The sequence below is a fragment of the Variovorax sp. LjRoot290 genome, assembly GCF_964253985.1.
GTDB lineage: Bacteria > Pseudomonadota > Gammaproteobacteria > Burkholderiales > Burkholderiaceae_C > Variovorax.
Genome location: NZ_CAXURW020000003.1, coordinates 85,189 through 111,729, shown reverse-complemented (window position 1 = coordinate 111,729; position 26,541 = coordinate 85,189). Strand labels below are relative to the sequence as shown.

Sequence of the window (26,541 nt, the reverse complement as noted above, 5' to 3'; positions counted from 1 at the left end):
ACGACGCGTTTCACTCGAGCCGGATCTGCGAGCGCTGTACGGTCTGCTGCACGCTCTTGATCTCCGCCTCGACGAAGCGTGGCCAGGCGGCCGCGCCGCGCGCATCGACCACGCCCCCCAGGTCGGAGATGCGCTGCGAGACCTCGGGCTTGGCGAGGACCCCCTGGACGCTGGCGCTGACGCGCTCGACAATGGCCTCGGGCGTGGCGCGAGGCGCGATGAGGCCGCCCCAACCGACGCGTTCGTAGCCGGCGTATCCGAGTTCGGCCACCGTGGGCACGTCGGGCAACTGCTTGACGCGCTGCGCCGAGGTCACTGCCAGCGGCCGCAGCTTGGCGCTGCGCACGCCCGACAACGACGAGGAGACGCTGTCCACCGCGTAGGGAATGTGGCCCGCCATCAGGTCGGTGATCATGGGGCCGCTGCCTTTGTAGGCAACGGTGTTGACCTTCATGTCGGCGCGCGAAGCGAGCTCTTCTCCCGCGAGGTGATAGGTGCTGGCGTGCCCGGCCACGCCCCAACTGAGGCCGCCGGCCGCGTGCTTTGACGCCGTGATGAGATCGCCCAGCGTCCTGGCCTCTGACTGCGCGTTGGCGACGATGACCGCGGGCATGGTGAAGACGCCGCTGATCAGCCGGTAATCGGTGACCGCGTAGGGCAGCTTGGCGTGGACGGCGGGGTTGACGGCGATCGTGGCCACCGTCCCCATCGTCAGCGTGTAGCCGTCCGCGGCCGCGTCGCGCCCTGCGACCATGCCGGGAATGCTGGCGCCGCCAGCGCGGTTGTCGACGAACACGGACTGGCCCCAGGCCTTGGTCAATTCTTCGGCGAGGATGCGCGCGACCACGTCCGTGGCTTGTCCGGGCGGGAACGGCACGATGATGCGCACGGGCTTGCTGGGGTAGTCGGCTCGCGCCTGTACCTGTGCCTGTGCGGCAAAGGCGACTACCGCGCACATGGCGAGCGCCGCGCTGATGGGTCGAAGCATCTGTCTTGTCTCCTTCACGGGCGCGGGGTGCGCCCATGCTTTCAATGTAGGTGCGCGCCGCAGCGTTGCCGATTAGAGAATCGGCAAGCGACGCTTCGCATCGTGCGAAAGGCTGCACGGGTCTTCGCCGTCGGACGGGCACGCGAGAAAATCGGCGATCGCGCGCAGCGATGCATCGGTGGCGCCGGGTCGCAGGCACACGAGCATGCGGCGACGCGCCCAGGCATCTTCGATGTCCACCGCCCGGATGGCCAGTGCGTCGAGGTAGGGCCATGCGGCGCCGCGCGGCAGCACGCCGATGCCGCGTCCCGACTCGACCATGCGGCACACCGCTTCATAGCTTTGCACCTGCACGGTCAGCTTCAGCGGTTTGCCGGCTTCCTGTGCTGCGCGTTCGAGCAGCCGCGTCAGGGCGGCGCCTCGGCCCAGGCCGATGATCTCGTCGTCCAGCAAAGCCGCGAACGCCGTGCGCCTGGCCTGCAGCGGATGATCCGGCGGCAACAGTGCGCACAGCGTGTCGGTACCGTACGGCCGCGTCTCGAGGCCTGCGGTCGACAGGCCTTCCATGATCACGCCGACGTCCGCCGTGCCGTCACGCAGCGCCTTGATGATGCTCGCGGTCTGCGCTTCGCGGATCTCGATGCGGACGCGGGGCTGGCGCTGCCCGAAGGCCTGCAGCTGCTGCGGCAGCTTCTGGCTCATGGCCGAGGGCGTGCCGACGACGCGCACGTTGCCCTTCACGCCGGCTGCGAACTCTGCCAGCGTCTGCGTCAGGCGCTCGACTTCGGCCGACAGCTCGCCCGCATGGAAGGCCGCCGCGGTGCCGGCAGCCGTGGGCTCGAGCCCGCCGCCGGGCAGCCGATGGAAAAGCGCGATGCCGAACTGGTGTTCCAGCAGCGAGATGCGCCGGCTTGCGGCCGAGAGCGCCAGGTGCATCTGCGCGGCGGCCTTCGACAGGCTCCCATGCTGGACGGCCAGGCGCAGCAGCGTCAGCGAGAGGAGGTCGGGAACCATCGGCAGGGTCGGTGCGGCCGCGCCGGGTGTGGCGCGGCGTTGCGATCAATCGCCTTCCGGCTTGACGGCGCCCTGCACGATCAGCTGGTGGTTGCGCTCGAAGTCGGCGTCGAGCATCGCCTTGAACTTGGCGGTGGATTCCTCCACGACCGAGCCGCCTTGGGCGTCCATCTTCTGCTTGACCTCGGGCATGGCGAGCACTGCGGCGATGTCGACGTGCAACTGCTCGACGGTTGCCTTCGGCGTGCCGCGCGGCGCGAGGATGCCGATCCAGCCGTTGTAGTCGTAGCCTTTGAGACCCGCTTCGGCCATGGTCGGGATGTCGGGCGCCGACGGTGAGCGCGAGCGGCCGGTGACCGCGATCGGCTTCACTTGGCCCGACTTGATGAAAGGCAGCGCCGAGCCGAGCGATCCGATGGCCAGCTGCACCTGTCCGCCGATGGCACCCGTCATCGCCTGGCCCGCGCCCTTGTAGGGCACGTGTTGGAATTTGGCACCGGACTGGCTTTTCACCAGTTCGGTCGCGATGTGCCCCGGATGGCCATTGCCGCCGGAGCCGTAGCTCAGGAGCTCGGGCTTGGCCTTCGAGAGTGCGACCAGCTCGTTCAGCGACTTGGCCGGCACCGAAGGATGGGCGACCAGCACCATCGAAAAGTCACCGACCTGGATCACCGGCTCGAAGTCCTTGCGCGGGTCGAAGGACAGCTTGCGGTACAGGTACGCATTGGTGGTGAAGTTGTTCGAGGTGTAGAGCAGAGTGCTGCCGTCGGCCGGGGCCTTGGAGACGACCTCGGCGGCAATGTTGCCGCCGGCGCCGGTGCGGTTCTCGACCACGACCGGCCGCCCGGTGCGTTGCGCGAGCCGCTCGGCGATCCAGCGCGCCGAGGAGTCGACGATACCGCCCGGCGGTGTGATGACGATCAGGCGCGTGGTGCGCTGCGCAGGGCCCGACTGGGCGTGGAGCCCGCCGGCGGCCAGCGTGAGTGCGGCCACGGCGCACCAGCGTGCGACGCGGAACGAAGGGGTTGCTTGGGTTGCTTGTTTCATGTCTGGGCTTTCTGCTGTCTGTCGATTCATGCGCTCACCGCTTCTCGCGCTGCCACTGCGTCGGCGAGCGTGACGAGCACCATCGCCTGCTTCAGTGTCGCGTCGTCCTGCATCTTGCCGTCGACCATCGCAGCGCCGGCGCCGCTGCTCATGGCGTCGATGATGCGCCGAGCGAAGGCGACTTCGGCGGCGTCGGGCGTGAACACCTTGCGCGCGATGTCGATCTGGCTCGGGTGCAAGGTCCAGGCCCCGGCGCAGCCCATCAGGAAGGCGTTGCGGAACTGGGCCTCGCAGGCCTCGGGATCGCTGAAGTCGGCGAACGGCCCGTAGAAGGACTTGAGTCCGTTGGCCGAACAGGCGTCAACGATGCGCGCGATGGTGTAGTGCCACAGGTCCTGCTGGTAGAACGGCCGCTCCGTACCGTGGCGTGCATCGGCGAGCACCCGGTAGTCGGGGTGGCCGCCGCCGACGCGCGTGAGCTTCATGCCCCTGGAGGCTGCGAGGTCGGCCGGGCCGATGCTCATGCCGTGCATGCGCGGCGAAGCGGCGGCTATCGCCTCGACGTTGTTCACGCCCTCGGCCGTCTCGATGATCGCGTGAACGAGGATCGGCCGCGCGATGCCGTTGCGCGCCTCGAGCTGCGCCAGCAGCTGGTCGATGTAGTGGATGTCCCATGGGCCGTCGACCTTCGGCAGCATGATCACGTCGAGCTTGTCGCCGATCTCGCCCACCAATTCGACGAGGTCCTCGAGGCCCCAGGGGCTGGCGAGCGTGTTCACGCGGGTCCACAGTCCGGTGGCACCGAAGTCGTGCCGCTTCGCGACCTCGATCAGGCCCAGGCGCGCGGCGACTTTCTCGTCGGAAGGAACCGCGTCTTCGAGGTTGCCGAGCAGCACGTCGACCTTGCCGATCAGCTCGGGCACGCGGTCGCGCATCTTCGCGATGTGTGGGGGAAAAAAGTGGATCAGGCGCTCCAGGCGCGCGGGCAGTTCGCGCAGCGGCTGCGGTGCGCCGAAGGCCAGGGGTTCGTAGAAGCGGCGTGGGGATTTCATGGAAAAAACCGGATGGGTTGGGGTATCGCGGTCAGCGGCCGGTGTAGAGCGGCGGGCGCTTGGCCGCGAAGGCGGCGCGCCCCTCGAGCCGATCCTGCGTGTCGCGCAGTGCGCCCCAGTACAGCTCGGTGACCTGCTGCGCGTCGGCGTCGCTCAGGTGTGCCGTCTGGCGCGACAGCTTCTTGACGGCCTGCACCGCCAGCGGCCCGTTCTCGCAGATCAGGGCCGCGAGTTCGATGGCATGGCCCAGCAGTGCCTCGGGTTCGTAGACGTCGGACACCAGGCCCATCGCCAGCGCACCGCCGGCATCGACGGGCTTGCCCGTGAGCGCAAGCTTCATCGCGTGAGCGGTGGGCACGGCGCGCATCAGGCGATGCACACCGGACACGCCCGGTATCGAGGCCACGCGAGGCTCCGGCAGGCCGAAGCGCGCCTGGCTGCACGCGACGCGGAGGTCGCACTGCAGCGCCAGCTCCAGACCGCCGCCAAGGCAGTGGCCGTTGATCGCGGCGACGATGGGCTTCCAAAGGCCAAGGTCGGTCAAGTCGATCATGCGGGCATACATGCCCGTCTCGCTGGCGATGTCCAGCGACTTGAACATCGCCTCGGGATAGGTGGCGGCAGAGCTCTGTGTTTTCTTGAGGTCGGCGCCGGCGCAAAAGGCCTTGCCTTCGCCGGTGAGCACTGCGGCGCGCAGGTCGTCGCGGTCACGGAACTCGCTGAGGTGCTTCCGCAGCAGCTTCAGCGAGTCGAGGTCCAGCGCGTTGAGCGACTCGGGTCGCGCCAGCGTGATGATGGCAACGGGGCCTTGGATTTCGAATCGAACGGTCATTTGTGTCTCCTCCGTGTGGCTCAGACGCTGTGGCCCGCGAGGCTTCGGCCACCGCAGACGTAGAGCGTCTGCCCGGTGACGTACGACGCGGCAGGATCGAGGAAGAACTCGACCGCCAGCGCCACGTCGTCCGTGGTGCCGATGCGCTTGACGGGAACCGTGGTTTTCAGGCGCTCCTGGACCTCCGGCTTGAAGTTGCGGAACAGCGGCGTGTCGACGATGCCGGGCGCGATGCTGTTGACCGTGACGCCCTTGGATGCGAACTCGAGTGCGAGGCTGCGGGTCAGGCTGACGATCGCGCCCTTAGCGGCCGAATAGTTGGCCTGCCCGGCGCTGCCGAGCCAGGCGCGCGCCGACATGTTGACGATGCGGCCGAAGCCGCGCTCCACCATGCCGGGCAAGACCGCCTTGCAGCAGAGGAACTGCGAGCGCAGGTTGGTGTTGATGACCAGGTCCCAGTCTTCGGGCTCCATTTTGAGGAAGCGCATGTCTCGCACTGCGCCGGCGTTGTTGACGAGGAAGTCGATGCGACCGCCCCAGGCCTCGACTTGGCGCATCGCGTGGTCGACCGACGTCGCGTCCGCGAGGTCGGCGACCTCGCCGCGCACGCGCCACCCCTGCCCACCGAGTTCGGTGACGGCCTTGTCGAGCGCTTCGGCATCGCGGTCGAGCAGCGCGACACCGATGCCTTGCTGTGCGAGCCGCCGTGCGATGCCGAAGCCGATGCCACGCGCGGCACCGGTGACGACCGCGACGTGGCCGCTGTCGAATCGCGATGCCGTCATGCCACGACTCCTGCGCTGCGCAGGTGGGCGATGGCCTCTGCGTCGAAGCCGGCGTCCGTGAGGATCTGGTCCGAATGCTCGCCGAGCGATGGGGCGCCGGTAGGCGGCGCAACCGGCGTGGCGCCGAACGCGATCGGCGAGCTGAGGCCCCGGTAGCCCGTGCCGTCGCCGAGCGTCATGTGCGCGGTGAGGCCGTTGGCCGCAACCTGCGGATGGTCGAACATGTCTTCGATCGAGCGTGCGGCGGACGAGGGCACGCGGCCGGCCATGAGGGCCTCCCACTCGAGTGCCGTCTTGGCGCTCAGGGCCTCGCGCAGCTGCGGCACCAGCTCGGCGGCATGCTCGGTGCGCTTGCGCATCGAGTCGTAGCGCGGATCGCGGGCGAGATGTCCCATGTTGGTGATCTCGCACAACGCCTGCCAGAAGTGCTCGGCATGCGCCGAGACGAAGAGGTGGCCCTCCTTCGTCGGGTGGATGCCCGAAATCTTGCCGAGGTTGAGGTCGCGGTTGACCTCGCGCGGCTCATCGTCGACCCAGACGAATCGGCCGGCCTGCAGCGTGAGCGAGGTCGCCAGCAGCGACGTCTCCGCATACTGTCCCTGGCCAGTGCGCGCACGATGGTGCAGCGCGGCGACCACGCCGAGCGCGCCCATGCTCGCGGCGTAGTAGTCGAGGATCGAGCCAGAGACGTTGTGCGGGGGTGTGTCGGTGGCGGCGCCCTGGAAGGCGGCGATGCCGGTGAAAGTCTGCAACACGGTGTCGAAGCCCGGGCTACTGCGCAGCGGCCCCCGGCTGCCATAGCCGCTGATCGCGAAGTAGATGAGGCTGGGGTTCTCCGCGCGCAGCGATTCGTAGTCGAGTCCGAGCCGCGCCATCACGCCGGGGCGGAAGTTCTCGACCAGCACGTCGGCGGTGGCGACCAGCTTGCGAAGCACCGTCTTGCCTTCGTCGGACTTGAGGTTGAGCGCCAAGCCCTTCTTGCGGCGGTTCAGGCCGAGAAAGGCGCGCGCATGGCGCGGCGCCGTGGAGGGCAGGCGGCGTTGCATGTCGCCGTCGGGCGCCTCGATCTTGATCACCTCGGCGCCCAGGTCCGCCAGCAGCCCGCAGGCGAACGGGCCGGCGATGTAGGACGTCAGGTCCAGTACTTTGATTCCGTCCAGCGGACCGCTCATTCCAGATCTCCTTCCATGCCCGTGTTCCGGGCAGTCATTGACGATGAAGGAATGGTAGAAATTGCACGCCGCTGCGCCCAACAGTCGTTTTGACTGCGGTGATAAGTGGATCCTTTGTGCAGGTAAACCCTAGGGCCGCCGGTCCGTGCCGCCCAGTGCGGTTGCGGTCAGGACGGCGCGCGAATGCCTGGCACGTTGCGCCGGGTCAGCAGTTCCTCGACCTGCTGCCGGATGATCGCGGTGAGGCAGTCGGAAGCCGCGGTCACGGGCATGGCCGAGGGCGAGCAGAGCGACACGGTACGAACCATCGCGGGCTCGTCGACCGCGGTCACGCTGAGCCGGTCGCTGCCCACTTCCTCATGCACCGCCGCCCACGGCAGGAAGGTGTAGCCCAGGCCCTTCTCGACTGCGCGCTTGAGGCTCAACGTGGAATCGATGTCGGCCACCACGTTCGGCGTGAGGTCGTGGCGCGCCAGCAGTGCGTTAAGCACGTTGCGCGAGCCGTTGCCCTGGGCGGGCATCAGAAGCGGCAGGCGGGCGGCCTCGGCAATCGACATCTTCTTCGGCAGCTCGGCCTCGGCCGGCGCGATGAGCAACAGGTCCTCGATCCACAGTGGCTCCACCTGCAGCCCGGTCATCGGCCCCGCGAGGAACAGCAGCGACATGTCGAGCCGGGCATTGAGCACGAGTTCGGTCAGCATGCCGCTGACGCCTTCGGAGATCTTCAGGTGCACGTCCGGGAAGCGCGTGCGAACCGCTTCGAGGATCGGAATGGTCAGCAGGTTCGCCGAGGTGGTCGGCAGCCCGAGCGAGACCGGGCCGGCCGGCTTCTGGCTGGCGTCGCTAACCAGTTGATGCGCCTGCTCGAGTTGCCTCAGGATGATGCGGGCGTGCCGGTACAGGTCGGCGCCGGCAGCGGTGGTCACGATGCCCTGCGAAGTGCGGTGCAGCAGCCGCGCCTTGAACTCCGCTTCGAGGATGCCGAGCTGCTGGCTCAGCGCTGGCTGCGCGATGCCGATCTGCGCGGCGGCCTTGGTGATGCTGCCCGCATCCACGATGCGAACGAAGTACTCGAGCCTGCGTGTCTCCATGTTCTTCTCTTTCGGCGCGGTGCGCCATCAGTCGGGCGCCTGCCAGTTGGCTTCGCGGACGAAGTCCACGAACAGCCGGAGCTTGGCCGGCATCTGCGCGCGATGAGGATAGTAGAGGTGAAAGGCCTCGCGCGACGGGCTGTAGCGGTCGAGCAGCACGACCACGCGGCCCTCGTCGATATCGCGCTGCGCGAATTGCCGGAACACGTAGGCGAGGCCCGCGCCGTGACAGGCCGCGCTGAGCGCGGGACGCATCTCGCTGAAGCTGAGCCGGCCCTGCACGTCGATGTGGGTGGGCTTCGAAGCAACGAGAAATTCCCAGTCGAGGAAGCGCCCGCGCGCGCCGAGTCGCTGGCGGATGCAGTCGTGCGCGAGCAGGTCGCGCGGCGTCTTCGGCGCGCCGTGCGCCTTCAGGTAGGCGGGCGCGCCCACGACCACGCGCTGCTGCAGCGGCCCGAGCGGCACGGCGACCATGTCGCGCTGTAGCGCATGCCCGAGGCGGATGCCGGCGTCGTAGCCGCTGGAAACGATGTCGCTCAGGCCGTTGTCGACGTGCATCTCGACGCTGAGCTCGGGGTAGCGCGCGAGGAAGGCCGGCAGGTGCGGCTCGATGAGGGAGGCGTGGGCCACGAACGATGTGTTGATGCGCAGCGTGCCGGAAGGGCGGCTGGTCGACGCACGCACCTGATCGACCGCGCCGCGGATCTGCTCGAGCGCGGGCGCGAGGGCGTGCAGCAACTGCGCGCCGGCATCGGTGAGGGCAACGCTGCGCGTGGTGCGGTTGAACAGTCGCGCGCCGAGCGTCGATTCGAGCTGGCGGATAGTCTTGGACATTGCCGTGGGGGTGACGTCGAGCGCGTTTGCCGCTCGGGCGAAGCTCAGTTCCCGTGCGACCACGGCGAAGGCGGCGAGCTGCGGCAGGTGCAACCCGGACTCGGGGGTAGGCGGCTTGACGGTGGTGGCCATAGTGGTGGCGATTATGTACCTGAGGTTCGCGGCGAATAGCAGTTTGCGGAGATTCACAACCAGAGTCCGGCGCCCTAAATTTCGTTCTACCGGATCGGCCCACAGCCGCCTCGGCAGCCAAATCAATCAACGTCCACTGAGGTTCCATCATGTCGCTCAACCAAGTTCCCGCGCATAACAACGCATCGCCTTTCGCTTCGATGAAGGGCCATCATGTCGCGGTCCGCGTGCCCGACTTCGAAGCCGCCAAGCGCTGGTATGTCGAGAAGCTCGACTTCCGCGTAATCCACGAATGGCCTTATGCCGATCAGAAGCTCGCTTACGTCGGCCCCGCCACGGATGACGGCTTCTATGTCGAACTGTTGGGCGACGGCACGCCCGGCCCGATCCCGAAGCCGGTCTACACCGACCTCGGCGACAGCTTGCGGCTGGCCGGATACCACCACTTCTGCCTGAACGTGGCCGACATCGAGGCCACGGTCGCCGAGTTGCGCCGCCGTGGCGTGACGATCGTCACCGAGCCCTTCGAACTGCCGGTGATCCAGCGCCGCCTGGCCTTTCTGGCAGACCCGTTCGGCAACTTGATCGAACTGGCGCAGGTCCTTGCCTGAGCACCGCCATCCGTCCGATTTCCCTAGGAGAACATCTTGACCAAGACATTCCTGAGCATCGGCGCCGGCCCCGGCATCGGCCTGGCCACCGCGCAACGCTTCGCACGCGAGGGCTACCGGATCGTGCTGGCTGCGCGCAACGGGGAGCGCCTTGCCGCGAGCGCCGCGGCCCTTCGTGCCGCCACCGGCGCCGAGGTCGACTTCCGTACGGTGGACGCAAGCGACCCGGTGGCCGTGGCGGCGCTGACTTCCGGCATTGGCGATGCGCTGCACGTCGTGCACTACAACGCCGGCGTGCTGCACTACGACAAGGATGCCAAGCTCTTGACTCGCGGCATCGACGATGAGAGCACGGCTTCTTTGATCTCCGACATCAGCATCAACGTGACCAGCGCGCTATCGGCAATCCACGCGGCGCTGCCTGCGTTGCGCAAGCAAGCTTCGGGCAGCTTGCTGCTGACCGGCGGCGGGCTCGGCGTGCAGCCGTCCGGCAGCTTCTTGACGCTGAGCGTCGGCAAGGCCGCGGTCCGCGCCGCCGGGCTGGCGTTGTTTGAGCCGCTGAAGGCAGAGGGCATCCACGTCGCAACCGTGACCGTGGCGCGCCTGGTGTCGCCCGAGTCCCGGCATTCCGAGGAGATCGCCGAGGCGTTCTGGCAGCTGCATGCGCAGCCGCGCGACACCTGGACGTACGAAACGAGCTACAGCTGAGCACGCGAGTCGGCCATGCGAACCTGGTTCATCACCGGCGCCTCGCGCGGCTTCGGCCGGGCGATCGCTGCGCAAGCCGTGGCGGCCGGGGATTCCGTGGTCGCCACCGCTCGCGATCCGCAGGAGGCTGCAAGCAGCCTCGGCAACGATCCGCGGCTGATGGTGTTGCCGCTTGACGTGACGAACGAGCAGCAGGCGCGCGATGCCGTCGCCGCTGCTCTTGAACGATTCGGTCGCATCGACGTGCTCGTCAACAACGCCGGCTACGGTCTCGTCGGTGCGGTCGAGGAGGCCAGCGGGCTGGAGGTCGAGCGGCTGTTCGCGACCAACGTGTTCGGATTGCTCAACGTCACACGGGCCGTGCTGCCTGCGATGCGGTCCCGGCGCTCGGGCCACGTGATTCACATGTCGTCCGTTGGCGGCTATTCGGCCTCGTCGGGCTTCGGCATCTATTGCGCGTCGAAGTTCGCGGTGGAAGGCATCGCCGAGAGCATGCGCCTGGAGCTGGCACCTCTGGGGGTCAGGGTGACGCTGGTGGAGCCCGGCTACTTCCGCACCGATTTCCTGCATCGCCAATCGCTCGCGCTCGCCGCACGCACGATCGACGACTATGCGCCGCTGCTCGACGACGTGCGTGCCTTCGCGGTCGGCGCGGACGGGCAGCAGCCCGGCGACCCCGAGCGGCTCGCGGCCGCGCTGCGCGAAGTGATCGAGAGCGACGACCCGCCGCTGCGTCTCGCGCTCGGGCCCGATGCGGTGCGCCGCATCGAGGACAAGCACCGCGCGGTGGCGGCCGAAGTGGCGGCATGGCGGCACCTGGCCATGGGGACGGGATTTCTTCGCTGACGATCCGCCGCGGCCCGCCGCGCGCCGCGTGCCGGGCCCGGCAATTCCACTCTTTGGAATTGGATGGTAGGTCGCAGCGACCATTGTTCGTACGATGCGCTGCACTGGCACGGCGTGGCCGCAGCCCTTGCCTCAACATCAAACGGAGCACTCATGCACGGAGACAACGCAGTCCGGCCCTTCCTGATCGGTTCGACCTGGACCACCGGCGAAGGCCAGCCTTTCGAATCCATCAACCCCGCGACCGGCCAGCGCAACGCGCTCATCGGGTCGGCCAGCAAGGCCGACGTCGATCGGGCGGTCCGTACCGCCAAGGCTGCGCAGGCAAGCCCCGAGTGGCGGCAAATGCTGCCGCACAAGCGCGCTGCGATCCTGCACCGCATCGCCGATCTGATCGAAGCCCACGCCGAAGAGCTCGCAGACGCGCAGATGCGGCAGAACGGCAAGCTGCGCCACGAGTGCGTGGCCCAGGCTGCGGGCGGTGCCGCCGCCTATCGCTATTTCGCGTCGATCTGCGAAACCATGCCCTCGGAAGTCGCGCCCTCGCGCGGCGACCACCTCGCGATGGTGATGTACGAGCCTTATGGCGTGGTTGCCGCCATCACGCCCTGGAATTCGCCGCTGACGCTCGAGTCGCAGAAGGTCGCCGCCGCGCTAGCCGCCGGCAACGCGGTGGTGCTCAAGCCCTCCGAGTTCACGCCGACGATTTCTTTGTCCGTGGCTGCGCTCGCGCTCGAAGCCGGCCTGCCGCCGGGCATCCTCAATGTCGTCACCGGCCTGGGCCTGGAGACGGGTTCCGCGTTGGTCGCGCATCCTGATGTGCGACTGATCTCGTTCACCGGCGGCACGGCGACCGGCAAGGCGATTGCGCGCGAAGCCGCCGGCCGCATGGCGGCGGTTGCGCTCGAGCTGGGCGGCAAGTCGCCGCACATCGTGTTCGCCGACGCCGACCTCGACAAGGCGCTACAGGGCGTGCTGCACGGCGTGTTCTCGTCCTCGGGGCAGTCATGCATCGCAGGCACGCGGCTGTTCGTCGAACGCGGCATCTACGACGACTTTGTCGGCCGCCTGGCGGACGCCACGAAGGCGCTGCGTGTCGGGCCGCCCGACGAGCCGGCTTCGCAGGTGGCGCCGCTGTCGTCCTTCGTCCACCGCGACAAGGTCGAATCGATGGTGGGCATGGCACGCGAAGACGGCGCCACCGTGCTGGCGGGCGGCTGCCGCCCCGACGATGCACGGCTGTCGAATGGTGCGTATTTCCTTCCCACGATCCTGGGCAACGTGGCCAACAGCGCGCGCATCTGTCAGCAAGAGGTGTTCGGCCCGGTGCTGTGCGTCATGCCTTTCGATGACGAGGACGATCTGGTCGCGCAGGCCAACGACACGCTCTTCGGCCTGGCGGCCGGCGTGTGGACGCGCGACTTTCCCAAAGCCTGGCGCGTCGCGCGCGCGGTCGAGGCCGGCACGGTTTGGATCAACACCTACAAGACGCTCAGCGTCTCGGTGCCCTTCGGCGGCTTCAAGGAAAGCGGCACGGGCCGCGAGAAGGGCTTCCACGGCATCCGTACCTACCAGGAAGCCAAGACGGTGATGGTGGGTCTTTAAGATGACGGTCGGATTCATCGGGCTGGGCGTGATGGGCGAGCCCATGTGCGCCAACCTCGCCGCAAAGAGCGGCGTGCGCGTGTTGTGCCATGACCTCGACGGCGCGCCGATGCAGCGCCTCGCGGCGCACGGCGCCGCGTCTGCCACGACGGCCGACGCGCTGGCGCGCGAGGCGGAGCTTGTGTTCATGTGCCTGGCCAGTGCACAGGCCACCCAGGCCGTGGCAGACGCAGTGCTCTTGGCCTGGCAGGGCCTTGCGGGCCCGCGCTTGCTGGTGGACATGGGGACCACCTCGCTGGCCGTGACACGCCGTCTCGCAGACCAGACGGCGGCCGCGGGCCATCGCTACGTCGACGCGCCGGTGGCACGCATGCCGGCCGCCGCGATCGACGGCAGGCTCAGCATCATGGCCGGGGGCGAAGCGAGCGACATCGAGGCGCTCATGCCCTTCCTGCGTTGCATGGGCACCGACATCACGCGTTGCGGCTGCGTCGGCAGCGGTCAGGTCGTGAAGATCCTGCACAACACTGTCCTGTTCGAGGCTGTGCATGCGCTGGCCGAAGCCGCTTCGGTCGCGCGCGCGCACGGCGTCGAGGCATCGGTGCTGCTCGACGCGATAGAACTCGGCTCGGCCGACAGCCACGCCGCGCGCGTGCAAGGGCGCCAGGCGCTGCTGCCGCGCCATTACCCCGAAGGCCGTTTTCCGACGCGCTACGCGCTCAAGGACGTGAGCCTGGCCGTCGAACTCGCGCGCTCGGCGGGCGTGGACGCTCAGATGGCGAACGGAACGGCCGCGCTGCTGCAGCGAACCATGGACGCCGGCTGGGGAGACCGCTATTACCCGGCGATGTACGAACTCGTCGCCGCCGACGGGCGAGACGGGCCGCGCGACTGAGTAGCTAAGCGCCCTCGCGCTTCTTCAATCCATCAACCCTCGACGATGCCGAAGCGACCGGCAGGAGACAAGGCATGACAAGCATTCACACATTGGCCCTCGGGCTGTTCTTCGCGGCAGGCAGCGCGGCCGCCGCGTTTCCGGAAAAGCCGGTGACGCTGATCGTGCCGTTCCCGGCAGGCGGCGCCACCGATGCCATGGCACGCTTCACGGCGAACCGGCTCTCCAAGGAGATCGGTCAGCCCGTGGTGGTCGACAACCGCGGCGGCGCGGGCGGTACGATCGCCGCCGAGGCGGTGCTCGCGGCGCCGAAGGACGGGTACACCATCTTCTTCACGACCACGGGAACGATGGCGATCAATCCCTACATCTACAAGAAGCTCCGGTACAACCCGACCAGCGATTTCGAGCCCGTGGGCAACGTGGCGTCGGCCTCGAACGTGCTGGTGGTGCATCCCTCGGTGAAGGCCAACACGGTGCAGGAGCTGATTGCGTTGGTCAAGGCGAACCCGGGCAGGCTGACTTACGCGTCGGCGGGGGTGGGCGCGTCGAGTCACCTGTCGGGCGCGCTGTTCGAAAGAATGACCGGCACGCAGATGCTGCATGTGCCCTACAAGGGCTCTGCGCCCGCACTCACCGATTTCCTCGCGGGGCGTGTCGACATGATGTTTGACACCGCGTCGACGCATGCACCGCACGTGAAGGCCGACAAGATCCGTGCGCTGGCGGTGACCAGCACCCGCAAGTCGCCTGCGTTCCCCGGCGTGCCGTCGATCGCCGAAGCCGGCGTGCCCAACTACGACGTGACCATCTGGTTCGGCGTGGCGGCGCCGGCCGGCGTGCCCAAGGCGGCGCTGGATCGCCTCTCCGGTGCGCTGGAGAAGGCGCTGCAGGCGCCCGACACCAAGGCCTCGCTCGCCGAAGTTGGCGCCGAGCCGCTCTACATGGGTCCGGCCGAGTACAAGCGATTCATCGCCAGCGAGAACCAGAAGTGGGGCCGCATCGTAAAGGCGGCCGGCGCGGAGGGCCAGGAATGACACAGGGGCCCCACCGGGCCCCCGTCTTTTCATCCGGGCTCGCGCTCAGGCGCTGCGCGGGCGGGCCGAGGCCGTGGCGGCCATGCCGGCCTTGACACGCTCCGGCGTGAACGGCACCTGCCGCAGCCGCGCTCCGGTCGCATCGAAGATCGCGTTGGCGATCGCGGCCGGTATGACGGTCGGGCTCGCCTCGCCGGCGCCCCATGGCGCTGCCGCGGGCTGTTCGATCAGGTCGATATCGACGCGCGGCATGTCGGTGGTGCGCAGGATGGGATAGGTCGCCCAGTCCACGCTGGTGACCTTGGTACGGTCCCAGGTGACTTCCTCCATCAGCGCGCGGCTCACGGTCTGCAGCGCGCCGCCTTCGACCTGGTTGGCCACGCCATCCGGGTTGATGATCTGGCCGCAATCCTGCGCAACGCAGATGCGCTTGACCGACACCTCGCCCGACGTGCGGTCTGACCTTTCGCTTCGCGAGCTATGAGCTGGTCACGGTGGTTCCCAAAGGCCACCCACTGGCCTCGCGCAAGTCGCTGGCTTATGCCGAGGTCCTGCCGTACGAGCAGGTGGAGCAGGCGGTGAGCAGTGAGCTCACCCAGTTGCTCGACTATTCGGCCAGCCAGGCCGGTGTGGTCAAGCGCACGCGCATCCGCGTGCGCGGCTTCGAGAGCATGTGCAACATGATCGCCGCGCACATGGGCGTGGGCGTGCTGCCGTCATTCCTGAAGCCGTCGCAGATCCGGCTGAACGGGCTGCGATTCATCCCGCTGACCGACGCGTGGGCACACCAGCACCTGTGCATCCTGGTGCGCGACGTCGCGACGCTGCTATCGGCCGCGCGCGCTTTCATCGAACACCTCCGGCCCGGCATCACGAAGTCGCCGGACTGGGAGTAGCCGCAAAGTCGCCGCGGCGACGGACGCCGCGCGTGCGGCGCCCGCGCGAAGCTCAAGGTGCCGACAGCGTGCGCAGATACGCGCCGAGGTCTGCGCGGTCCTGGGCGCTGGGCACGTTCAGGGGCATGGAACTGCCCGGGAAGGCACGCGTCGGAGCCGCCAGGAACGCCTCGAGCGACGCGGCGTCCCATGGCGCCGTCGATGCCGCCATGCTCGACGAGTAGCGGAAACCCGGGGCCTTGCCCGCCACGCGGCCGAAGACGCCGTTGAGCGCAGGGCCGATGCCGGTCTTGCCCTCCACCGAATGGCACGCTGCGCAGCGTGCGAAAACGGTCTTGCCGCGCGTCGCGTCACCCGCGGGCGGGGTCTGCGCGTGCAGGGCGCCCGCCCAGCCGAGCGCGGCCAGCGCGGCGATGGCCGCACGTGCCGAGGTTTCGGTTCTTGTCATCGTGTACTCCTGTTGATGTGCGAAAAGGAATTCATGCCCGTTTGAGTTCTTCAGGGGCGATGGGCAGCTTGCGGATGCGCTTGCCGGTGGCGGCGAAGATGGCGTTCAGGACGGAAGGCGCCGTGACCACCGTTCCGACCTCGCCCACGCCGCCCGGCGCTTCGGTGCTCTCGACGATGTGTGTCTCGATGACCGGCACTTCGTTCATGCGCAGCACGGGATAGGTGTCGAAGTTGCCCTGCTCGACGCGCCCGTCCTTGATGGTGATGTTGCCGTGCAGAACCGCCGACAGGCCGAAGACCGCGCCGCCCTGCATCTGCGCCACGACGGTATCGGGCGTGATGGCGCGTCCGCAGTCGATCACGATGACCATGCGGTCCACCTTGACCTCGCCTTCGGCACCCACGGTGACTTCGGAGACCTGCGCCGCGTAGCTGCCGAAGCAGAAGGTGAGTGCGACGCCGCGGCCCTTGCCCGCCGGCAGGGGCGTGCCCCAGCCGGACTTCTGGACCACGAGATCCAGCACGTGCCGGGCGCGTGGATGCTTTTCGAGCAGCGACTTTCGCAGCGCGATCGGGTCGGTGCTGGCCTGCTGCGCCACCTCGTCGAGAAAGCATTCGACGGGAAACGCGTTCTGCATGTGACCGACCCCGCGCCAGAAGCCGGTGGTGATGCCCGGTGGCGGCTCTTCCCGCACGTATTCGACGAGCACGTTGGGGAAGGCGTAGGGGCCGGCCGCATCGCGGATCGCGTCGCCGTCGATGTCGTTCTGGAAGCGCGCCGGCGCCCAGCGCGCAAGGATCGATGACGCGGTCACGCGGTGGTGCCAGGCGATCGGCTTGCCGCTCGCGTCGAGCGACGCGCTCAGGCGGTTGTAGTGGTAGGGGCGGAAGGTGCTGTGCTGCGTGTCTTCCTCGCGCGTCCACACCACCTTGACGGGGCTGCCCACCTGCTGGCCGATCCGCACGGCCTGGACCACGAAGTCGATGTCCAGCCGCCGACCGAAGCCACCGCCGAGCAGGTGGTTGTGCACCTGGACCCGGTCGGCCGGCAGGCCCGTCACCTGCGCCGCGGCGGCCTGTGCGCGCGCCGGCACCTGCGTGCCGAGCCACAGGTCGCAGGCGTCGCGTCGCACGTGCACGGTGCAGTTCACCGGCTCCATGCAGGCGTGCGCCAGGAAGGGCTGCTCGAAGACCGCACTCAGCGTCTTGGCCGCGCCGCGCGCGGCCGCCACGGTGTCGCCTTCCTCGCGGGCGGTCGCGCCCGGGCGGGCGGAGGCCTTGGCGAGACTCTCTACCAGCTGCTGCGTCGAATAACTGGCGTTTAGGCCCTCGTCCCAGCGTACGACGAGCGCCGCCATGCCCTTGCGCGCCGCGCCCACGTGATCGGCGACGACGGCCACCGCGTTGTCGATGCGCACGATCTGCCGCACACCTTTGACGGCCTTGGCCTGCGCATCGTCGACCGCGGCGACGCGGCCGCCGAGCACGGGCGAGTTGGCGATCAGGGCGACCTTCATGCCGGGCACGTTGGCGTCGAGGCCGAACCTGGCGCGGCCGTTCACCTTGTCGGGCCCGTCGAGACGCTGCATGGGCTTGCCGAACAGCTTGGACGCATTGGCATCCTTGAGTGCGACTTCGGCCGGCACCGGCAGCGCGGCGGCGGCGCTCGCGAGTCGGCCGTAGGCGATCCTGCGCCGCGTCGGGATGTGCTCGACGACGCCGTTGCTGGCGCGGCATGTGGCGGGGTCGACCTTCCACTGGCGCGCGGCGGCCCCGATGAGCATCACGCGACCGGTCGCGCCGGCACGGCGCATCGGCTCCCAGGTGCTGCGCACCGAGGTCGAGCCGCCGGTGATCTGAGCGCCGTTGAGCGGGTTGGTGTATTGCTTCTCGTCGGCCGGCGCATGCGCCAGCCGCACGCTGGCGGGATCGACCTCCAGCTCGTCGGCAATCAGCGTCGCCACGGTCGTGTAGATGCCCTGGCCCATCTCGACGCGCGGCATCACCAGCGTGACCACGCCGCGCGTGTCGATGCGCACGACGGCGTTGGGTGAAAACGCCTCAGGCTGCGCGGCGACGGCCTTGCCCTCGTTTCCGGGCAGGCCGACGCTCAGCATGAGTCCGCCGCCGGCGGCGAGCGCGGCTCGCACGAAAGACCGGCGCGTCAGCGCCGCATCGGTCAACCCGCCGGTGGCCGCATCGGCCATGGGGAGATCATCGTGCTTCATGTCAGGCCGCCTTGATCGGGATCAGGGTCGCGGCGCGCTGCACGGCGGCATGGATGCGCACGTACGTGCCGCAACGGCAGATGTTTCCCGACATGCCGTTCACGATGTCCTCGGAAGTCGGGCGCGGCGTCGACGACAGCAGCGCAGCCGCCGACATGATCTGACCCGACTGGCAATAGCCGCACTGCACGACGTTGAGTTCCTGCCAGCTCTGTTGCACGGCCTTGCCGACCGCAGTCGCCGAGATGGCTTCGATCGTCGTGATGCGCTGTGCGCCCACCGCTTCCACCGGCGTGATGCAGGAGCGGATCGCCACGCCGTCCTGGTGGACCGTACAGGCGCCGCAGAGGCCGGCGCCGCAGCCGAACTTGGTGCCGGACATTCCGAGCACGTCGCGAAGTACCCATAGCAGGGGTGTGTCGCCATCGACGTCGACGCTGTGCGACTTGCCGTTGATGTTGAGTTGGTAGGCCATTGCAGTGTTCGATGACGAAGAGTTGAGGGGCGGTCCGAGCTTAGGGAACCGCGCCTCGAAGACATAGACCCGGTTTCCTCAAGACCCTTGAAGTGCGGCTGCACAATCGCCAGGGCGACTGCGGACGCGGACGTGCGCCGCACGCACCGACGCCATGAGCGGATCGCGCCGCTCGCGTGTTCCGTGGGGTGGTGCGATGCGGGTACTGCGCGGCCGCGCACCTTTCGAACGGTGCGCGCCCACGTCCGGCTTGCCTCAGGCCGACTTCAGCGCATCCTGCGGCACCGGGTAGGTTCGGAATCGCTTGCCTGTCGCCGAGTGAATGGCGTTGAGCACCGATGGCGCGACCACCGCCGTACCGATCTCGCCCACGCCGCCCGGCGCTTCGGTGTTGCTGATGCGGTGGATCTCGACCTTCGGCATCTCGTCGATGCGCAGCGGCCTGTAGTCGTGGAAGTTGCTCTGCACCACGCGCCCGCCCTCGAAGGTCAGCGTGCCGTAGAGGACGGCCGACAGGCCGTAGACGATACCGCCCTGCATCTGCGCTTCGATGCCGTTCGGGTTGATCGCCACGCCGCAGTCGACCGCGCACACCATGCGGTTGAGCTTGATCGTGCCATCGGGCGCCACCGAGAGATCGGTCACCAGCGCTGCGAGGCTGTCCCACGCGTCGACCACGCAAATGCCGATACCGCGCCCCGGCTCGGAGGGCTTGGCGCCGTTCCAGTTCGCCTTCTGGGCAGCGAGCTTGAGCACCGCCAGTGCCCGTGGCTTCTTGTCGAGCATGCGCGCGCGATAGGCTATCGGATCGACCTTCGCGATGGCTGCGACCTCGTCGACGAAGCACTCGTTGACGAAGGAATGGTGCGTTGGGCCGACGCCGCGCCAGTTGCCCGTCATGATGCCGGCGGGCGGCTCGTGAGGGACGAACTCGACTCGCTTATTTGGAATGCCGTAGGGGGACTCGGCGGTGTGGACGGCATCGCCGTCGATGCCCTTGCTGAGCCAGACCGGCGCATAGCGCGCGATGACCGACGAGCCGGCGAACTTGTGGTGGAAGGCGACCATGCGCCCTTCCGCATCCAGGCCCGCGGACAGTTCGTCGCGGAAGTACGGCCGGTATGCGTCGTGCTGCATGTCCTCCTCGCGACTGAAGACGACCTTGAGCGGGTAGTTGACCTGGCGCGCGAACTTGACCGCAGTCTCCACGAAGTCCACATCGAGCTTTCGTCCGAAGCCGCCGCCGATCAGGTGGTTGTGGATGACGACCTTGTCCTGCGGGATGCGCAGCAGGGCGGCCACGGCCTTCTGTGCACGCGAAGGTGCCTGGATGCCGACCCACACATCGCACTGGCCCTTTCGAACGTGCACCGTGCAGTTGAGCGTTTCCATCGTCGCGTGGGCCAAGGGGGGCGCCTCGTACACGGCTTCGACGCGACGTGCGGCACTCGCCAGGGCGGCGGCGGTGTCGCCTTCCTTCATGGCTTCGACGCCATTCCCCTTGATGGCGGCGGCCAGCTGTTCGCCCCATGCGCTGCTCGAGAACGCGCGATTGGGCCCTTCGCGCCAGATGATCGAAAGCGCTGCGAGGCCCTTCTTTGCTGCGCCGTAGTGGTCGGCGACCACGGCGACGCCATCGTCCGAAGACAGAATGGCGCGAACGCCGGCAACGTCGCGCGCCTGCTGGGTGTTCATCGAGATGAAGCCGCCGCCGGCATACGGGCAGACCGCAATGGCGGCGACCTTCATGCCGGGAAGTTGCGTGTCGATGCCGAATTTCGCGGTGCCGTTGACCTTCGCCGGCGTGTCGAGCCGAGGCGCCGCCGTACCGACCAGCTTGTAGTCGGCAATTTTCTTGAGCGGCGGGTCCTTGGGAACGGGCTGCCTGGCCGCCTGGTCGACCAGTTCGCCATATGGCTTGGACCGACCCGATGCAGCGTGCTTGACGACGCCGCTTTCCACGGTGCATTCGGCCGCGGGGACGTTCCAGCCCTTTGCGGCCGCGTCGACGAGCATGACCTTCGCCATGGCGCCGGTCTGCCGAAGCCCCTTCCAGGCGGCCTGGATCGATGCGGAACCCCCTGTCACCTGAAGGCCGTAGAGCGGATGACCGTAGCGCTTTTCGTCGGCGGGGGCGTGCTCGATCCTGACCTGCGAAAGATCGACGTCCATCTCTTCCGCGATCATCATCGGGATGGAGGTGTACGTGCCCTGGCCCATCTCGACCAAGCCGACCACGATCGTGACGATGCCGTCCTTTCCTACGCGGACATAGGCGTTGGGCGAGAAGCTGTCGCGCGCTTGCGCGGCGTCCGCGCCACCGATTCGCGCGAGGCCAGGCACATAGGCTGCGACGACGAAAGCGCCGCCCAATGCAGCGGCACTGGCGAGAAGTGTTCTGCGGCGCAAAACGTTCTTTGCGCCGGCTTCGCCCTCGGCTCCGGCGCCCGTGGGCTCTTTGAGGTCGTGCATGGCTTTGACTCCGTTCAAGCGGACGCGCGTGCCGCTTCGTGGATGGCGGCGCGAATGCGGACATAGGTGCCGCAGCGGCATACGTTGCCGGCCATGGCGGCGTCGATGTCGGCGTCGGTCGGGTTGGCGTTGTCGCGCAGCAGAGCGGTGGCCGACATGATCTGGCCGGACTGGCAATAGCCGCACTGCGCCACTTCCAGTTTCGTCCAGGCGGCCTGAATCTTCTGTCCGGCGGGCGTACTGCCGATGGCTTCGATGGTGGTGATGGCGCCGCCCTTGACGTTCTCGACCGCGGTCTGGCACGAGCGGACCGGCTGACCGTCGAGATGAACGGTGCAGGCGCCGCACAGCGCCATGCCGCAGCCGAACTTGGTGCCAGTCATTCCGAGCACGTCGCGGATGACCCAAAGCAACGGAGTGTCGCCGTCGACATCGACAGTCCGTCGCTGATTGTTGAGATTAAGTTCATATTTCAACGCGGCACCTCGCTCGATTCATGATGTGTGGGGGCTGTACTCGGCCAAGCTGGCGAGTGGCCAGATGTTGGCCTCGCGGTTGCCGTGCAGCAAGTTAAGCAGTGTTAATTTGCGCTGGAAAGGCGGGGCGGCGCTTAACTCGCGGGGCGGATTGCGCAATAAAGGCCGAGATCCGCAAGAAAAGCTCCCGGGATCAACGGCCTTGCCTTGACCGTCTCATTGGGTTGGCGCCAGTTGGAGCGTCGCGCGGCAGGCGCGGTCGGCCATCAGCTGGCGAACGTTGAAGACAACCATCAGCGTCGTCGGCGCACCAGCAAGCAGGCAAATCCCGGTCCATCCCCAATGCTGCCAGACGAACATCGTCGCAGGCGAGAAGACCGCCGCACCGGTGAAGAGGCCGAGGACGTAGATCGTGCCGATTCGGCTACGCAGATGCGGACTGCCGGTGAATGCCTTGGCCTGGTTTGCGATGTGAGACGAGGTGGTGCCGAGGTCCAGCAAGACCACGCCGATCGCCAGCACCGGAAGATGCTGCCCGAAGGCACCCATCACCAGCCAGGCGATCGCGACGGCCGAGGTGGCGCCGACGATCACCGGCTGGGCGCCGTAGCGGTCCGTCAACCGGCCGACCATCGGTGCGATGACAATCGCTGCCAATCCGACCAGCGCGAATCCGGCCACCGCGCTGCTGCCCAAGCGATGGTCCGGGGATGCGAGCTGCAACGGCAGCGCCAGCCAGAACACATTGAATGCGGCAAACATGCTGCCTTGCGTGAGTGCCGCCTGCCGCAGTCTCGGATGGCTGCGTAGCACCTGCCAGAGCGAGCCAATCAGTTCTCGGTACGAAACTGTGCTCTGTGCCGGGAGAGCAGGAAGCCAGAAGCGAAGACCGAGGGCCATCAGGACGCAGGCAACAGCTGCGCCCCAGAACGTCCAGCGCCAATCGGCATGCTCGCCGACGATGCCGCTGATGCCACGCGCAACGAGCATGCCCGCGAAGACGCCGGCTGCCAGGCGACCGATCATCCGGCCGCGGGCTTCGGGCTCGACGAGACGCGAGGTCATCGGCGGAATCAGATAGGGCACGACCGCCGTGAAGCCGACCATGGCGCTGGCCGCGTAAAGATGGACCGGGCTGCTGGCCGAGCCAAGCGCGGCCAAGCTTGCAGCGTTACCGAGCAGGATGGTGGAAATGAGTTTTCGGCCGTCAATGATGTCGCCGGTGGAGAGCATCAACAGCACGCCGAGCCACACGCCCAGTTGCGTCGCCATCGACGCAAAGCCGATCTCGGTAACGCTCATGTCAAAGGACGCCGCGATCTGCATCATGACCGGCTGCATGTAGTAGAGGCTGCCAATGCCGACGGAGCCCGCGGTCACGAGGATGACCTGAGCCCCGGTTCCGAGCCGGGGGGGAAGGGACTGGTCGTTCATGATGAGCTGGCCCCAACGTAGGTCGCGCCAGCATCGAGGATCTGCAAGCTCCTTGCGCCAGTGCGGGTCAGGGAATGGTTGTCGCGCCATCGGCTCGGACCGGGTGGCGGGACCTCGATGATTTCGACCTCCTGGACTTCTGGAGCCCAGGAGCCGTGGAAACGGACTACCCTTGCCTTTGTCATTTTGCGGACTCGGTGGTGTCGAAGTTGGTCAAGGTACTGCGATCTGCCCACGCGGCCATGTCGGTGGCGACGGAATCGAGCTTGGCCTGGATGTTGCGATGGGCGTCAGGCCCCAGTGGGAGGCGCAACGGCGCGTTGTCGGCATCCACGGCGGCAAGGATGACTTGCACACCCTTGGCGGGGTCGCCAGGCTGGTGGCCTGACATGGTTTCGCTGACGCGGCGCATGCCGCCGGCGGTCTCGTCGTAGATGGGCAATTGGTTGGCGGCCAGCGTCATCGATCGGCCGAGGAAGTCGGTGCGGAAGGCCCCCGGCTCGACGATCAACACGCCGATGCCGAAAGGCTTCACCTCCTGCGCGAGCGCCTCGGAGACGGCTTCGACGGCGAACTTGCTCGCGCTATACAGCCCGAAGCCGGCACGCGTGGCAATGCCCGAGCCCGACGACAGGTTGACGAAGCGGCCACGACTGCGGCGCAGCGCCGGCAGCGCCGCGCGCGTCGCCTCGATCAGTCCGAAGACGTTCGTCTCGAACATGTGGCGGTATTCGTCGGGCGAAACCTCCTCGACAGCGCCGATGACACCGAAGCCGGCGTTTTTGACGAAAACGTCGAGCTGGCCGAACAACTGCTCGGTCGCGCTGACAGCGGCTGCGACGCTTTGGGGTTCGGTGACGTCGAGCCGCGCGCTGTGTGCCGTCTTCGGATAGCGGGCCACGATGTCCGCGAGCTTTCGCGTGTCACGAGCCGTCAGCATCACGCGGTCGCCGCGGGCCAGCGCGGCCTCTGCGAGGGCCGCGCCCAGGCCCGACGAACATCCGGTGATCAACCAACTCTTGCCTGATGTGGTCATTCGAATTCTCCGTGAGGTGTGAATTACTTGAAATCGGTCGATGCGCTGAGCGATGCCCAGGCTTCGATCTCCGCCAGACGGCGCTCGTAATGCGCGCGCGCCCATTGCACCGCGTCGGCGCCAAGCAGCAGGTGCATCGGCGGATCGGGGTGGTCGATCAGCGCCAGCATCGCCCGGCCGGCCGCGTGCGGGTCACCGCGCTGGCCGCCGTTCTCCTTCGTCTCGCGCGCCTCGCGCATCGGATCGAAAAAGCTGTCGTAGTCGGCGATGCTGCGGGGCTGCCTTGCCATCGAGCGGCCGGCCCAGTCTGTGCGAAACGCGCCTGGCTCGACCGCGGTCACGAAGATGCCGAAGCCGCGCACTTCCTGAGCCAGCGATTCGGAGATGCCTTCGAGCGCGAACTTGCTGCCGTGGTAGTAAGCCAGTCCGGGGAACGCAAGCAGGCCGCCGATCGAGGTGATGTTCAGGATGCGGCCCGCTCGCCGTTGGCGCATGAAAGGGAGCACCGCCTTGACGACGGCGATCGCGCCGAACAGATTGACCTCGAACTGGCGGCGCAGTTCTTGCAGGGGAGACTCCTCCACCAACCCCTCATAGCCGTAGCCGGCGTTGTTGACGACCACGTCGATGGGGGCGATTTCATGTTCGATCGACGCGATGGTCGGATCGATCGCCTGGAGATCCGTCACGTCGAGTCGACGCGCGAATGCCCGTCCAGGTGCAAGCCGTTCGAAGGCATCGCGCTGTTCATTGCTGCGCACGGTGCCGACGACGCGGTGGCCAGCAGCCAGTGCCTCCTTGGCCATCGCCAGGCCCAGGCCGGAGCTGACGCCGGTGATCAGGATGAGCTTCGTCATGCTCAGGCCCTCGGCGACACGGTTGTGAACGGCGCGATCGCGATTTCGCCCTCAAGCCGTTCGGGCAACTGCGCAAGAAAGGCCTGCGTGTAAGGCTGCTGCAGGTGTGCGTCGAAGTCGGCCTGCGAGCGCCACGTCTCGTAGACCATCCAGGTCGACGATCGATCGTTCGATCGATGGATGTTGTATTCGATGGCACCGGGCTCGGCGCGGGTGTCGGCGAGCAGCGCCATCAGGTCGCTGCCAACGGCTTCTGAATGCGCGGGCTTGGCCGGCAGCGTGACGACGAAAGTGATTTGCTTGGACATGGTTCTCTCCTTCGATGCGATGGCTCACAGCCCGGCAACGGACATCTTGATGTTCTGGCCGCCGTCCACCGTGATGGTTTGACCGGTGACATAGCTCGCGCGGTCCGATGCAAGCCACAGCATCGCGTCCGCGATTTCGTCGGACCTGCCGATGCGCTGCAGGGGCACGTTGGCGTCCCAGTAAGCCTGCATGTCCCGGCCCTCGGTAAAGCGGTCCGACATCTCGGTCTTGATGAACCCCGGGGCGATGCAGTTGACGCGGATGCCTTGGCTGCCGAGTTCGACGGCCAGCGCGCGCGCGAGCGATTCGGATCCGCCCTTCGTCGCGGAATAGACCGGCAGCAGTGCGCCGCCCTGGCGGCCCCAGAGCGAGGACACCGTGATGATCGAGCCGCCCGGTCGGCGCAGGTGCGGAATCGCGTACTTGGCCGTGAGCAGCGTGCCGCGAAGGTTGGTGTCGAGGACGGCGTCGATGTCCTCCTCGTTCAGCTCGGCCAGTGGCAGGACGTGCGGCGGTTCGATGCCGGCGTTGGCAATGACCGTGTCGAGCGCGCCGAAGTGCTGCGCAGCGCCTTCGACGAACCTGCGTACCTGCGCTGCATCCTGCACGTCGGTTTCGAGAAACCAGGCCTTGCCGCCGAGCCGCTCGATCTCGGCCGACGCTTCAGCGCCGCGCTGGGCCCGGCGGCCGGAAATTGCGACATTGGCGCCGGTCTTCGCGAAAGCAAGCGCGGCGGCGTAGCCGATGCCGGACGTGGCACCGGTGATGACGACTCACGCCGCGCAACTAGCCATCGGACAATCCACGAGCGTGTGTGTGCCGAGCGCCTCCCGGTATGTCTCGACCGGGGTGGTGCTCAAGCGCGGCGCGAAGTACGTCATCACCGCGGATAAGAGCCACTGGCAGGACTGGAGGCTCGACTCTGATGCCGATGGCCGCGGCAAGCCCACCTTCGCACAGTCAGCGGTGCAATGGGCCTTGCGCTGCAAGTCAGGGAGGTGGTTCCAGCTGATCGGTGCCGTGGGATGCAACAACAAACATTTCTTCCCGGTTGGAAAGCATCTTCAGTGGACCTATGAAGGGCAGGGCGGCAGCCGAGATCAAGAGCTGCACCTTTTCGCCAACGATGCCTGGTTTGCGTACTGGAACAATCAGGGCGAGATACACGTCACCATTACGCGCGTCGCATAGAGGGGTCACTAAGCAAGACCGCCTCGCCTCGCAGCCCTGAACGCGCGAGGATGATCAGCGGTCATCGG

Annotated in this window: 27 protein-coding genes and 1 pseudogene; 8 read left to right on the top strand and 20 right to left on the bottom strand. The window is 67.5% G+C overall.

The features are described 5' to 3' along the window. Positions 1-10: 10 nt before the first annotated feature. The 9 genes from ACSQ9A_RS37905 to ACSQ9A_RS37865 form a co-directional block, all read right to left on the bottom strand. On the bottom strand, positions 11-988 hold the full coding sequence (locus ACSQ9A_RS37905; protein WP_436307901.1) for a tripartite tricarboxylate transporter substrate binding protein: 978 nt from the start codon (positions 986-988) through the stop codon (positions 11-13). Between the two features lie 72 nt (positions 989-1,060). Beyond that, on the bottom strand, positions 1,061-2,002 hold the full coding sequence (locus ACSQ9A_RS37900) for a LysR family transcriptional regulator (RefSeq protein ID WP_436307900.1): 942 nt from the start codon (positions 2,000-2,002) through the stop codon (positions 1,061-1,063). Positions 2,003-2,047: 45 nt separating this feature from the next. After that, positions 2,048-3,049, bottom strand: coding sequence for a Bug family tripartite tricarboxylate transporter substrate binding protein (locus ACSQ9A_RS37895; protein WP_436307899.1), 1,002 nt, complete (start codon positions 3,047-3,049; stop codon positions 2,048-2,050). Between the two features lie 26 nt (positions 3,050-3,075). Then, a complete protein-coding gene (locus ACSQ9A_RS37890; protein ID WP_436307898.1) occupies positions 3,076-4,101 on the bottom strand; it encodes an HpcH/HpaI aldolase/citrate lyase family protein in 1,026 nt (341 codons plus the stop codon). 31 nt (positions 4,102-4,132) lie between these two features. Next, entirely contained in the window at positions 4,133-4,933 is an 801-nt protein-coding gene (locus tag ACSQ9A_RS37885) for an enoyl-CoA hydratase/isomerase family protein (RefSeq protein ID WP_436307897.1), read from the bottom strand. Positions 4,934-4,953: 20 nt separating this feature from the next. After that, the gene (locus ACSQ9A_RS37880; RefSeq protein ID WP_436307896.1) at positions 4,954-5,718 is read right to left on the bottom strand and encodes an SDR family NAD(P)-dependent oxidoreductase; all 765 of its coding nucleotides are present in this window, start codon (positions 5,716-5,718) and stop codon (positions 4,954-4,956) included. After that, a complete protein-coding gene (locus tag ACSQ9A_RS37875; protein ID WP_436307895.1) occupies positions 5,715-6,890 on the bottom strand; it encodes a CaiB/BaiF CoA transferase family protein in 1,176 nt (391 codons plus the stop codon). The genes ACSQ9A_RS37880 and ACSQ9A_RS37875 overlap by 4 nt, the downstream gene beginning before the upstream one ends. Before the next feature lie 167 nt (positions 6,891-7,057). Then, positions 7,058-7,981: a LysR substrate-binding domain-containing protein gene (locus tag ACSQ9A_RS37870; protein ID WP_436307894.1), complete on the bottom strand. Its 924-nt coding sequence runs from the start codon at positions 7,979-7,981 to the stop codon at positions 7,058-7,060. 27 nt (positions 7,982-8,008) lie between these two features. Next, a complete protein-coding gene (locus ACSQ9A_RS37865) occupies positions 8,009-8,947 on the bottom strand; it encodes a LysR family transcriptional regulator (RefSeq protein WP_436307893.1) in 939 nt (312 codons plus the stop codon). Between the two features lie 149 nt (positions 8,948-9,096). Between ACSQ9A_RS37865 and ACSQ9A_RS37860 the strand changes: the two genes are divergently transcribed. The 6 genes from ACSQ9A_RS37860 (at position 9,097) to ACSQ9A_RS37835 (ending at position 14,649) form a co-directional block, all read left to right on the top strand. Continuing rightward, the gene (locus ACSQ9A_RS37860; RefSeq protein ID WP_436307892.1) at positions 9,097-9,558 is read left to right on the top strand and encodes a VOC family protein; all 462 of its coding nucleotides are present in this window, start codon (positions 9,097-9,099) and stop codon (positions 9,556-9,558) included. 36 nt (positions 9,559-9,594) lie between these two features. Beyond that, positions 9,595-10,266 carry an SDR family NAD(P)-dependent oxidoreductase gene (locus tag ACSQ9A_RS37855; protein ID WP_436307891.1) on the top strand — a complete coding sequence of 224 codons (672 nt, stop codon included), beginning with the start codon at positions 9,595-9,597 and terminating at the stop codon, positions 10,264-10,266. Positions 10,267-10,281: 15 nt separating this feature from the next. Beyond that, positions 10,282-11,112, top strand: a complete 831-nt coding sequence (locus ACSQ9A_RS37850) for an oxidoreductase (protein WP_436307890.1) — start codon at positions 10,282-10,284, stop codon at positions 11,110-11,112. Positions 11,113-11,265: 153 nt separating this feature from the next. Continuing rightward, on the top strand, positions 11,266-12,717 hold the full coding sequence (locus ACSQ9A_RS37845) for an aldehyde dehydrogenase (protein WP_436307889.1): 1,452 nt from the start codon (positions 11,266-11,268) through the stop codon (positions 12,715-12,717). A gap of 1 nt (position 12,718) precedes the next feature. Then, entirely contained in the window at positions 12,719-13,612 is an 894-nt protein-coding gene (locus tag ACSQ9A_RS37840) for an NAD(P)-dependent oxidoreductase (RefSeq protein WP_436307888.1), read from the top strand. Positions 13,613-13,686: 74 nt separating this feature from the next. Beyond that, positions 13,687-14,649 (top strand): Bug family tripartite tricarboxylate transporter substrate binding protein, encoded by a 963-nt coding sequence (locus ACSQ9A_RS37835; RefSeq protein ID WP_436307887.1) that lies wholly within the window; start codon positions 13,687-13,689, stop codon positions 14,647-14,649. 45 nt (positions 14,650-14,694) lie between these two features. On the opposite strand, the pseudogene ACSQ9A_RS37830 reads toward ACSQ9A_RS37835, so the two are convergent. Further along, positions 14,695-15,096, bottom strand: a pseudogene (locus tag ACSQ9A_RS37830) (molybdopterin cofactor-binding domain-containing protein); the annotation flags it as partial. An 11-nt stretch (positions 15,097-15,107) separates the two neighbouring features. Here ACSQ9A_RS37830 and ACSQ9A_RS37825 point away from each other — a divergent pair. Continuing rightward, positions 15,108-15,545 (top strand): LysR substrate-binding domain-containing protein, encoded by a 438-nt coding sequence (locus ACSQ9A_RS37825; RefSeq protein WP_436308238.1) that lies wholly within the window; start codon positions 15,108-15,110, stop codon positions 15,543-15,545. Positions 15,546-15,597: 52 nt separating this feature from the next. On the opposite strand, the gene ACSQ9A_RS37820 is transcribed toward ACSQ9A_RS37825, so the two are convergent. The 10 genes from ACSQ9A_RS37820 to ACSQ9A_RS37775 all read right to left on the bottom strand — a co-directional run bounded on the left by ACSQ9A_RS37820 (position 15,598) and on the right by ACSQ9A_RS37775 (position 26,028). Then, entirely contained in the window at positions 15,598-15,993 is a 396-nt protein-coding gene (locus ACSQ9A_RS37820; protein WP_436307886.1) for a c-type cytochrome, read from the bottom strand. Between the two features lie 31 nt (positions 15,994-16,024). Next, positions 16,025-18,223 carry a molybdopterin cofactor-binding domain-containing protein gene (locus ACSQ9A_RS37815; protein WP_436307885.1) on the bottom strand — a complete coding sequence of 733 codons (2,199 nt, stop codon included), beginning with the start codon at positions 18,221-18,223 and terminating at the stop codon, positions 16,025-16,027. A 1-nt stretch (position 18,224) separates the two neighbouring features. Next, positions 18,225-18,698, bottom strand: coding sequence for a (2Fe-2S)-binding protein (locus ACSQ9A_RS37810; protein ID WP_436307884.1), 474 nt, complete (start codon positions 18,696-18,698; stop codon positions 18,225-18,227). Between the two features lie 255 nt (positions 18,699-18,953). Continuing rightward, a complete protein-coding gene (locus ACSQ9A_RS37805) occupies positions 18,954-21,170 on the bottom strand; it encodes a molybdopterin cofactor-binding domain-containing protein (RefSeq protein WP_436307883.1) in 2,217 nt (738 codons plus the stop codon). Positions 21,171-21,184: 14 nt separating this feature from the next. Continuing rightward, complete coding sequence (locus tag ACSQ9A_RS37800) at positions 21,185-21,646, bottom strand: (2Fe-2S)-binding protein (RefSeq protein ID WP_436307882.1); 462 nt, start codon at positions 21,644-21,646, stop codon at positions 21,185-21,187. Positions 21,647-21,862: 216 nt separating this feature from the next. Further along, positions 21,863-23,080 (bottom strand): MFS transporter, encoded by a 1,218-nt coding sequence (locus ACSQ9A_RS37795; RefSeq protein ID WP_436307881.1) that lies wholly within the window; start codon positions 23,078-23,080, stop codon positions 21,863-21,865. 181 nt (positions 23,081-23,261) lie between these two features. Continuing rightward, positions 23,262-24,221, bottom strand: a complete 960-nt coding sequence (locus ACSQ9A_RS37790) for an oxidoreductase (protein WP_436307880.1) — start codon at positions 24,219-24,221, stop codon at positions 23,262-23,264. Continuing rightward, positions 24,140-24,973: an oxidoreductase gene (locus tag ACSQ9A_RS37785; RefSeq protein ID WP_436307879.1), complete on the bottom strand. Its 834-nt coding sequence runs from the start codon at positions 24,971-24,973 to the stop codon at positions 24,140-24,142. The genes ACSQ9A_RS37790 and ACSQ9A_RS37785 overlap by 82 nt, the downstream gene beginning before the upstream one ends. Before the next feature lie 2 nt (positions 24,974-24,975). Next, the gene (locus ACSQ9A_RS37780) at positions 24,976-25,281 is read right to left on the bottom strand and encodes a putative quinol monooxygenase (RefSeq protein WP_436307878.1); all 306 of its coding nucleotides are present in this window, start codon (positions 25,279-25,281) and stop codon (positions 24,976-24,978) included. 24 nt (positions 25,282-25,305) lie between these two features. After that, complete coding sequence (locus ACSQ9A_RS37775; protein ID WP_436308237.1) at positions 25,306-26,028, bottom strand: SDR family NAD(P)-dependent oxidoreductase; 723 nt, start codon at positions 26,026-26,028, stop codon at positions 25,306-25,308. On the opposite strand from ACSQ9A_RS37775, the gene ACSQ9A_RS37770 reads away from it, so the two are divergent. Continuing rightward, positions 26,027-26,473, top strand: coding sequence for a hypothetical protein (locus ACSQ9A_RS37770; RefSeq protein ID WP_436307877.1), 447 nt, complete (start codon positions 26,027-26,029; stop codon positions 26,471-26,473). The genes ACSQ9A_RS37775 and ACSQ9A_RS37770 overlap by 2 nt on opposite strands. The last annotated feature ends 68 nt before the right edge of the window (positions 26,474-26,541 follow it).

Excerpts from the sequence above, each read along its gene's own strand:
- ACSQ9A_RS37835 (WP_436307887.1), top strand. The coding sequence starts at position 13,687 with ATGACAAGCATTCACACATTGGCCCTCGGGCTGTTCTTCGCGGCAGGC.
- ACSQ9A_RS37840 (WP_436307888.1), top strand. The coding sequence starts at position 12,719 with ATGACGGTCGGATTCATCGGGCTGGGCGTGATGGGCGAGCCCATGTGC.
- ACSQ9A_RS37770 (WP_436307877.1), top strand. The coding sequence starts at position 26,027 with ATGCCGGACGTGGCACCGGTGATGACGACTCACGCCGCGCAACTAGCC.
- ACSQ9A_RS37850 (WP_436307890.1), top strand. The coding sequence starts at position 10,282 with ATGCGAACCTGGTTCATCACCGGCGCCTCGCGCGGCTTCGGCCGGGCG.
- ACSQ9A_RS37780 (WP_436307878.1), bottom strand. The coding sequence starts at position 25,281 with ATGTCCAAGCAAATCACTTTCGTCGTCACGCTGCCGGCCAAGCCCGCG.
- ACSQ9A_RS37890 (WP_436307898.1), bottom strand. The coding sequence starts at position 4,101 with ATGAAATCCCCACGCCGCTTCTACGAACCCCTGGCCTTCGGCGCACCG.
- ACSQ9A_RS37845 (WP_436307889.1), top strand. The coding sequence starts at position 11,266 with ATGCACGGAGACAACGCAGTCCGGCCCTTCCTGATCGGTTCGACCTGG.
- ACSQ9A_RS37875 (WP_436307895.1), bottom strand. The coding sequence starts at position 6,890 with ATGAGCGGTCCGCTGGACGGAATCAAAGTACTGGACCTGACGTCCTAC.
- ACSQ9A_RS37885 (WP_436307897.1), bottom strand. The coding sequence starts at position 4,933 with ATGACCGTTCGATTCGAAATCCAAGGCCCCGTTGCCATCATCACGCTG.
- ACSQ9A_RS37790 (WP_436307880.1), bottom strand. The coding sequence starts at position 24,221 with ATGGGCGCGCGCGCATTACGAGCGCCGTCTGGCGGAGATCGAAGCCTG.
- ACSQ9A_RS37880 (WP_436307896.1), bottom strand. The coding sequence starts at position 5,718 with ATGACGGCATCGCGATTCGACAGCGGCCACGTCGCGGTCGTCACCGGT.
- ACSQ9A_RS37820 (WP_436307886.1), bottom strand. The coding sequence starts at position 15,993 with ATGACAAGAACCGAAACCTCGGCACGTGCGGCCATCGCCGCGCTGGCC.
- ACSQ9A_RS37810 (WP_436307884.1), bottom strand. The coding sequence starts at position 18,698 with ATGGCCTACCAACTCAACATCAACGGCAAGTCGCACAGCGTCGACGTC.
- ACSQ9A_RS37860 (WP_436307892.1), top strand. The coding sequence starts at position 9,097 with ATGTCGCTCAACCAAGTTCCCGCGCATAACAACGCATCGCCTTTCGCT.
- ACSQ9A_RS37865 (WP_436307893.1), bottom strand. The coding sequence starts at position 8,947 with ATGGCCACCACCGTCAAGCCGCCTACCCCCGAGTCCGGGTTGCACCTG.
- ACSQ9A_RS37895 (WP_436307899.1), bottom strand. The coding sequence starts at position 3,049 with ATGAAACAAGCAACCCAAGCAACCCCTTCGTTCCGCGTCGCACGCTGG.
- ACSQ9A_RS37785 (WP_436307879.1), bottom strand. The coding sequence starts at position 24,973 with ATGACGAAGCTCATCCTGATCACCGGCGTCAGCTCCGGCCTGGGCCTG.
- ACSQ9A_RS37805 (WP_436307883.1), bottom strand. The coding sequence starts at position 21,170 with ATGCACGACCTCAAAGAGCCCACGGGCGCCGGAGCCGAGGGCGAAGCC.
- ACSQ9A_RS37815 (WP_436307885.1), bottom strand. The coding sequence starts at position 18,223 with ATGAAGCACGATGATCTCCCCATGGCCGATGCGGCCACCGGCGGGTTG.
- ACSQ9A_RS37795 (WP_436307881.1), bottom strand. The coding sequence starts at position 23,080 with ATGAACGACCAGTCCCTTCCCCCCCGGCTCGGAACCGGGGCTCAGGTC.
- ACSQ9A_RS37870 (WP_436307894.1), bottom strand. The coding sequence starts at position 7,981 with ATGGAGACACGCAGGCTCGAGTACTTCGTTCGCATCGTGGATGCGGGC.
- ACSQ9A_RS37905 (WP_436307901.1), bottom strand. The coding sequence starts at position 988 with ATGCTTCGACCCATCAGCGCGGCGCTCGCCATGTGCGCGGTAGTCGCC.
- ACSQ9A_RS37900 (WP_436307900.1), bottom strand. The coding sequence starts at position 2,002 with ATGGTTCCCGACCTCCTCTCGCTGACGCTGCTGCGCCTGGCCGTCCAG.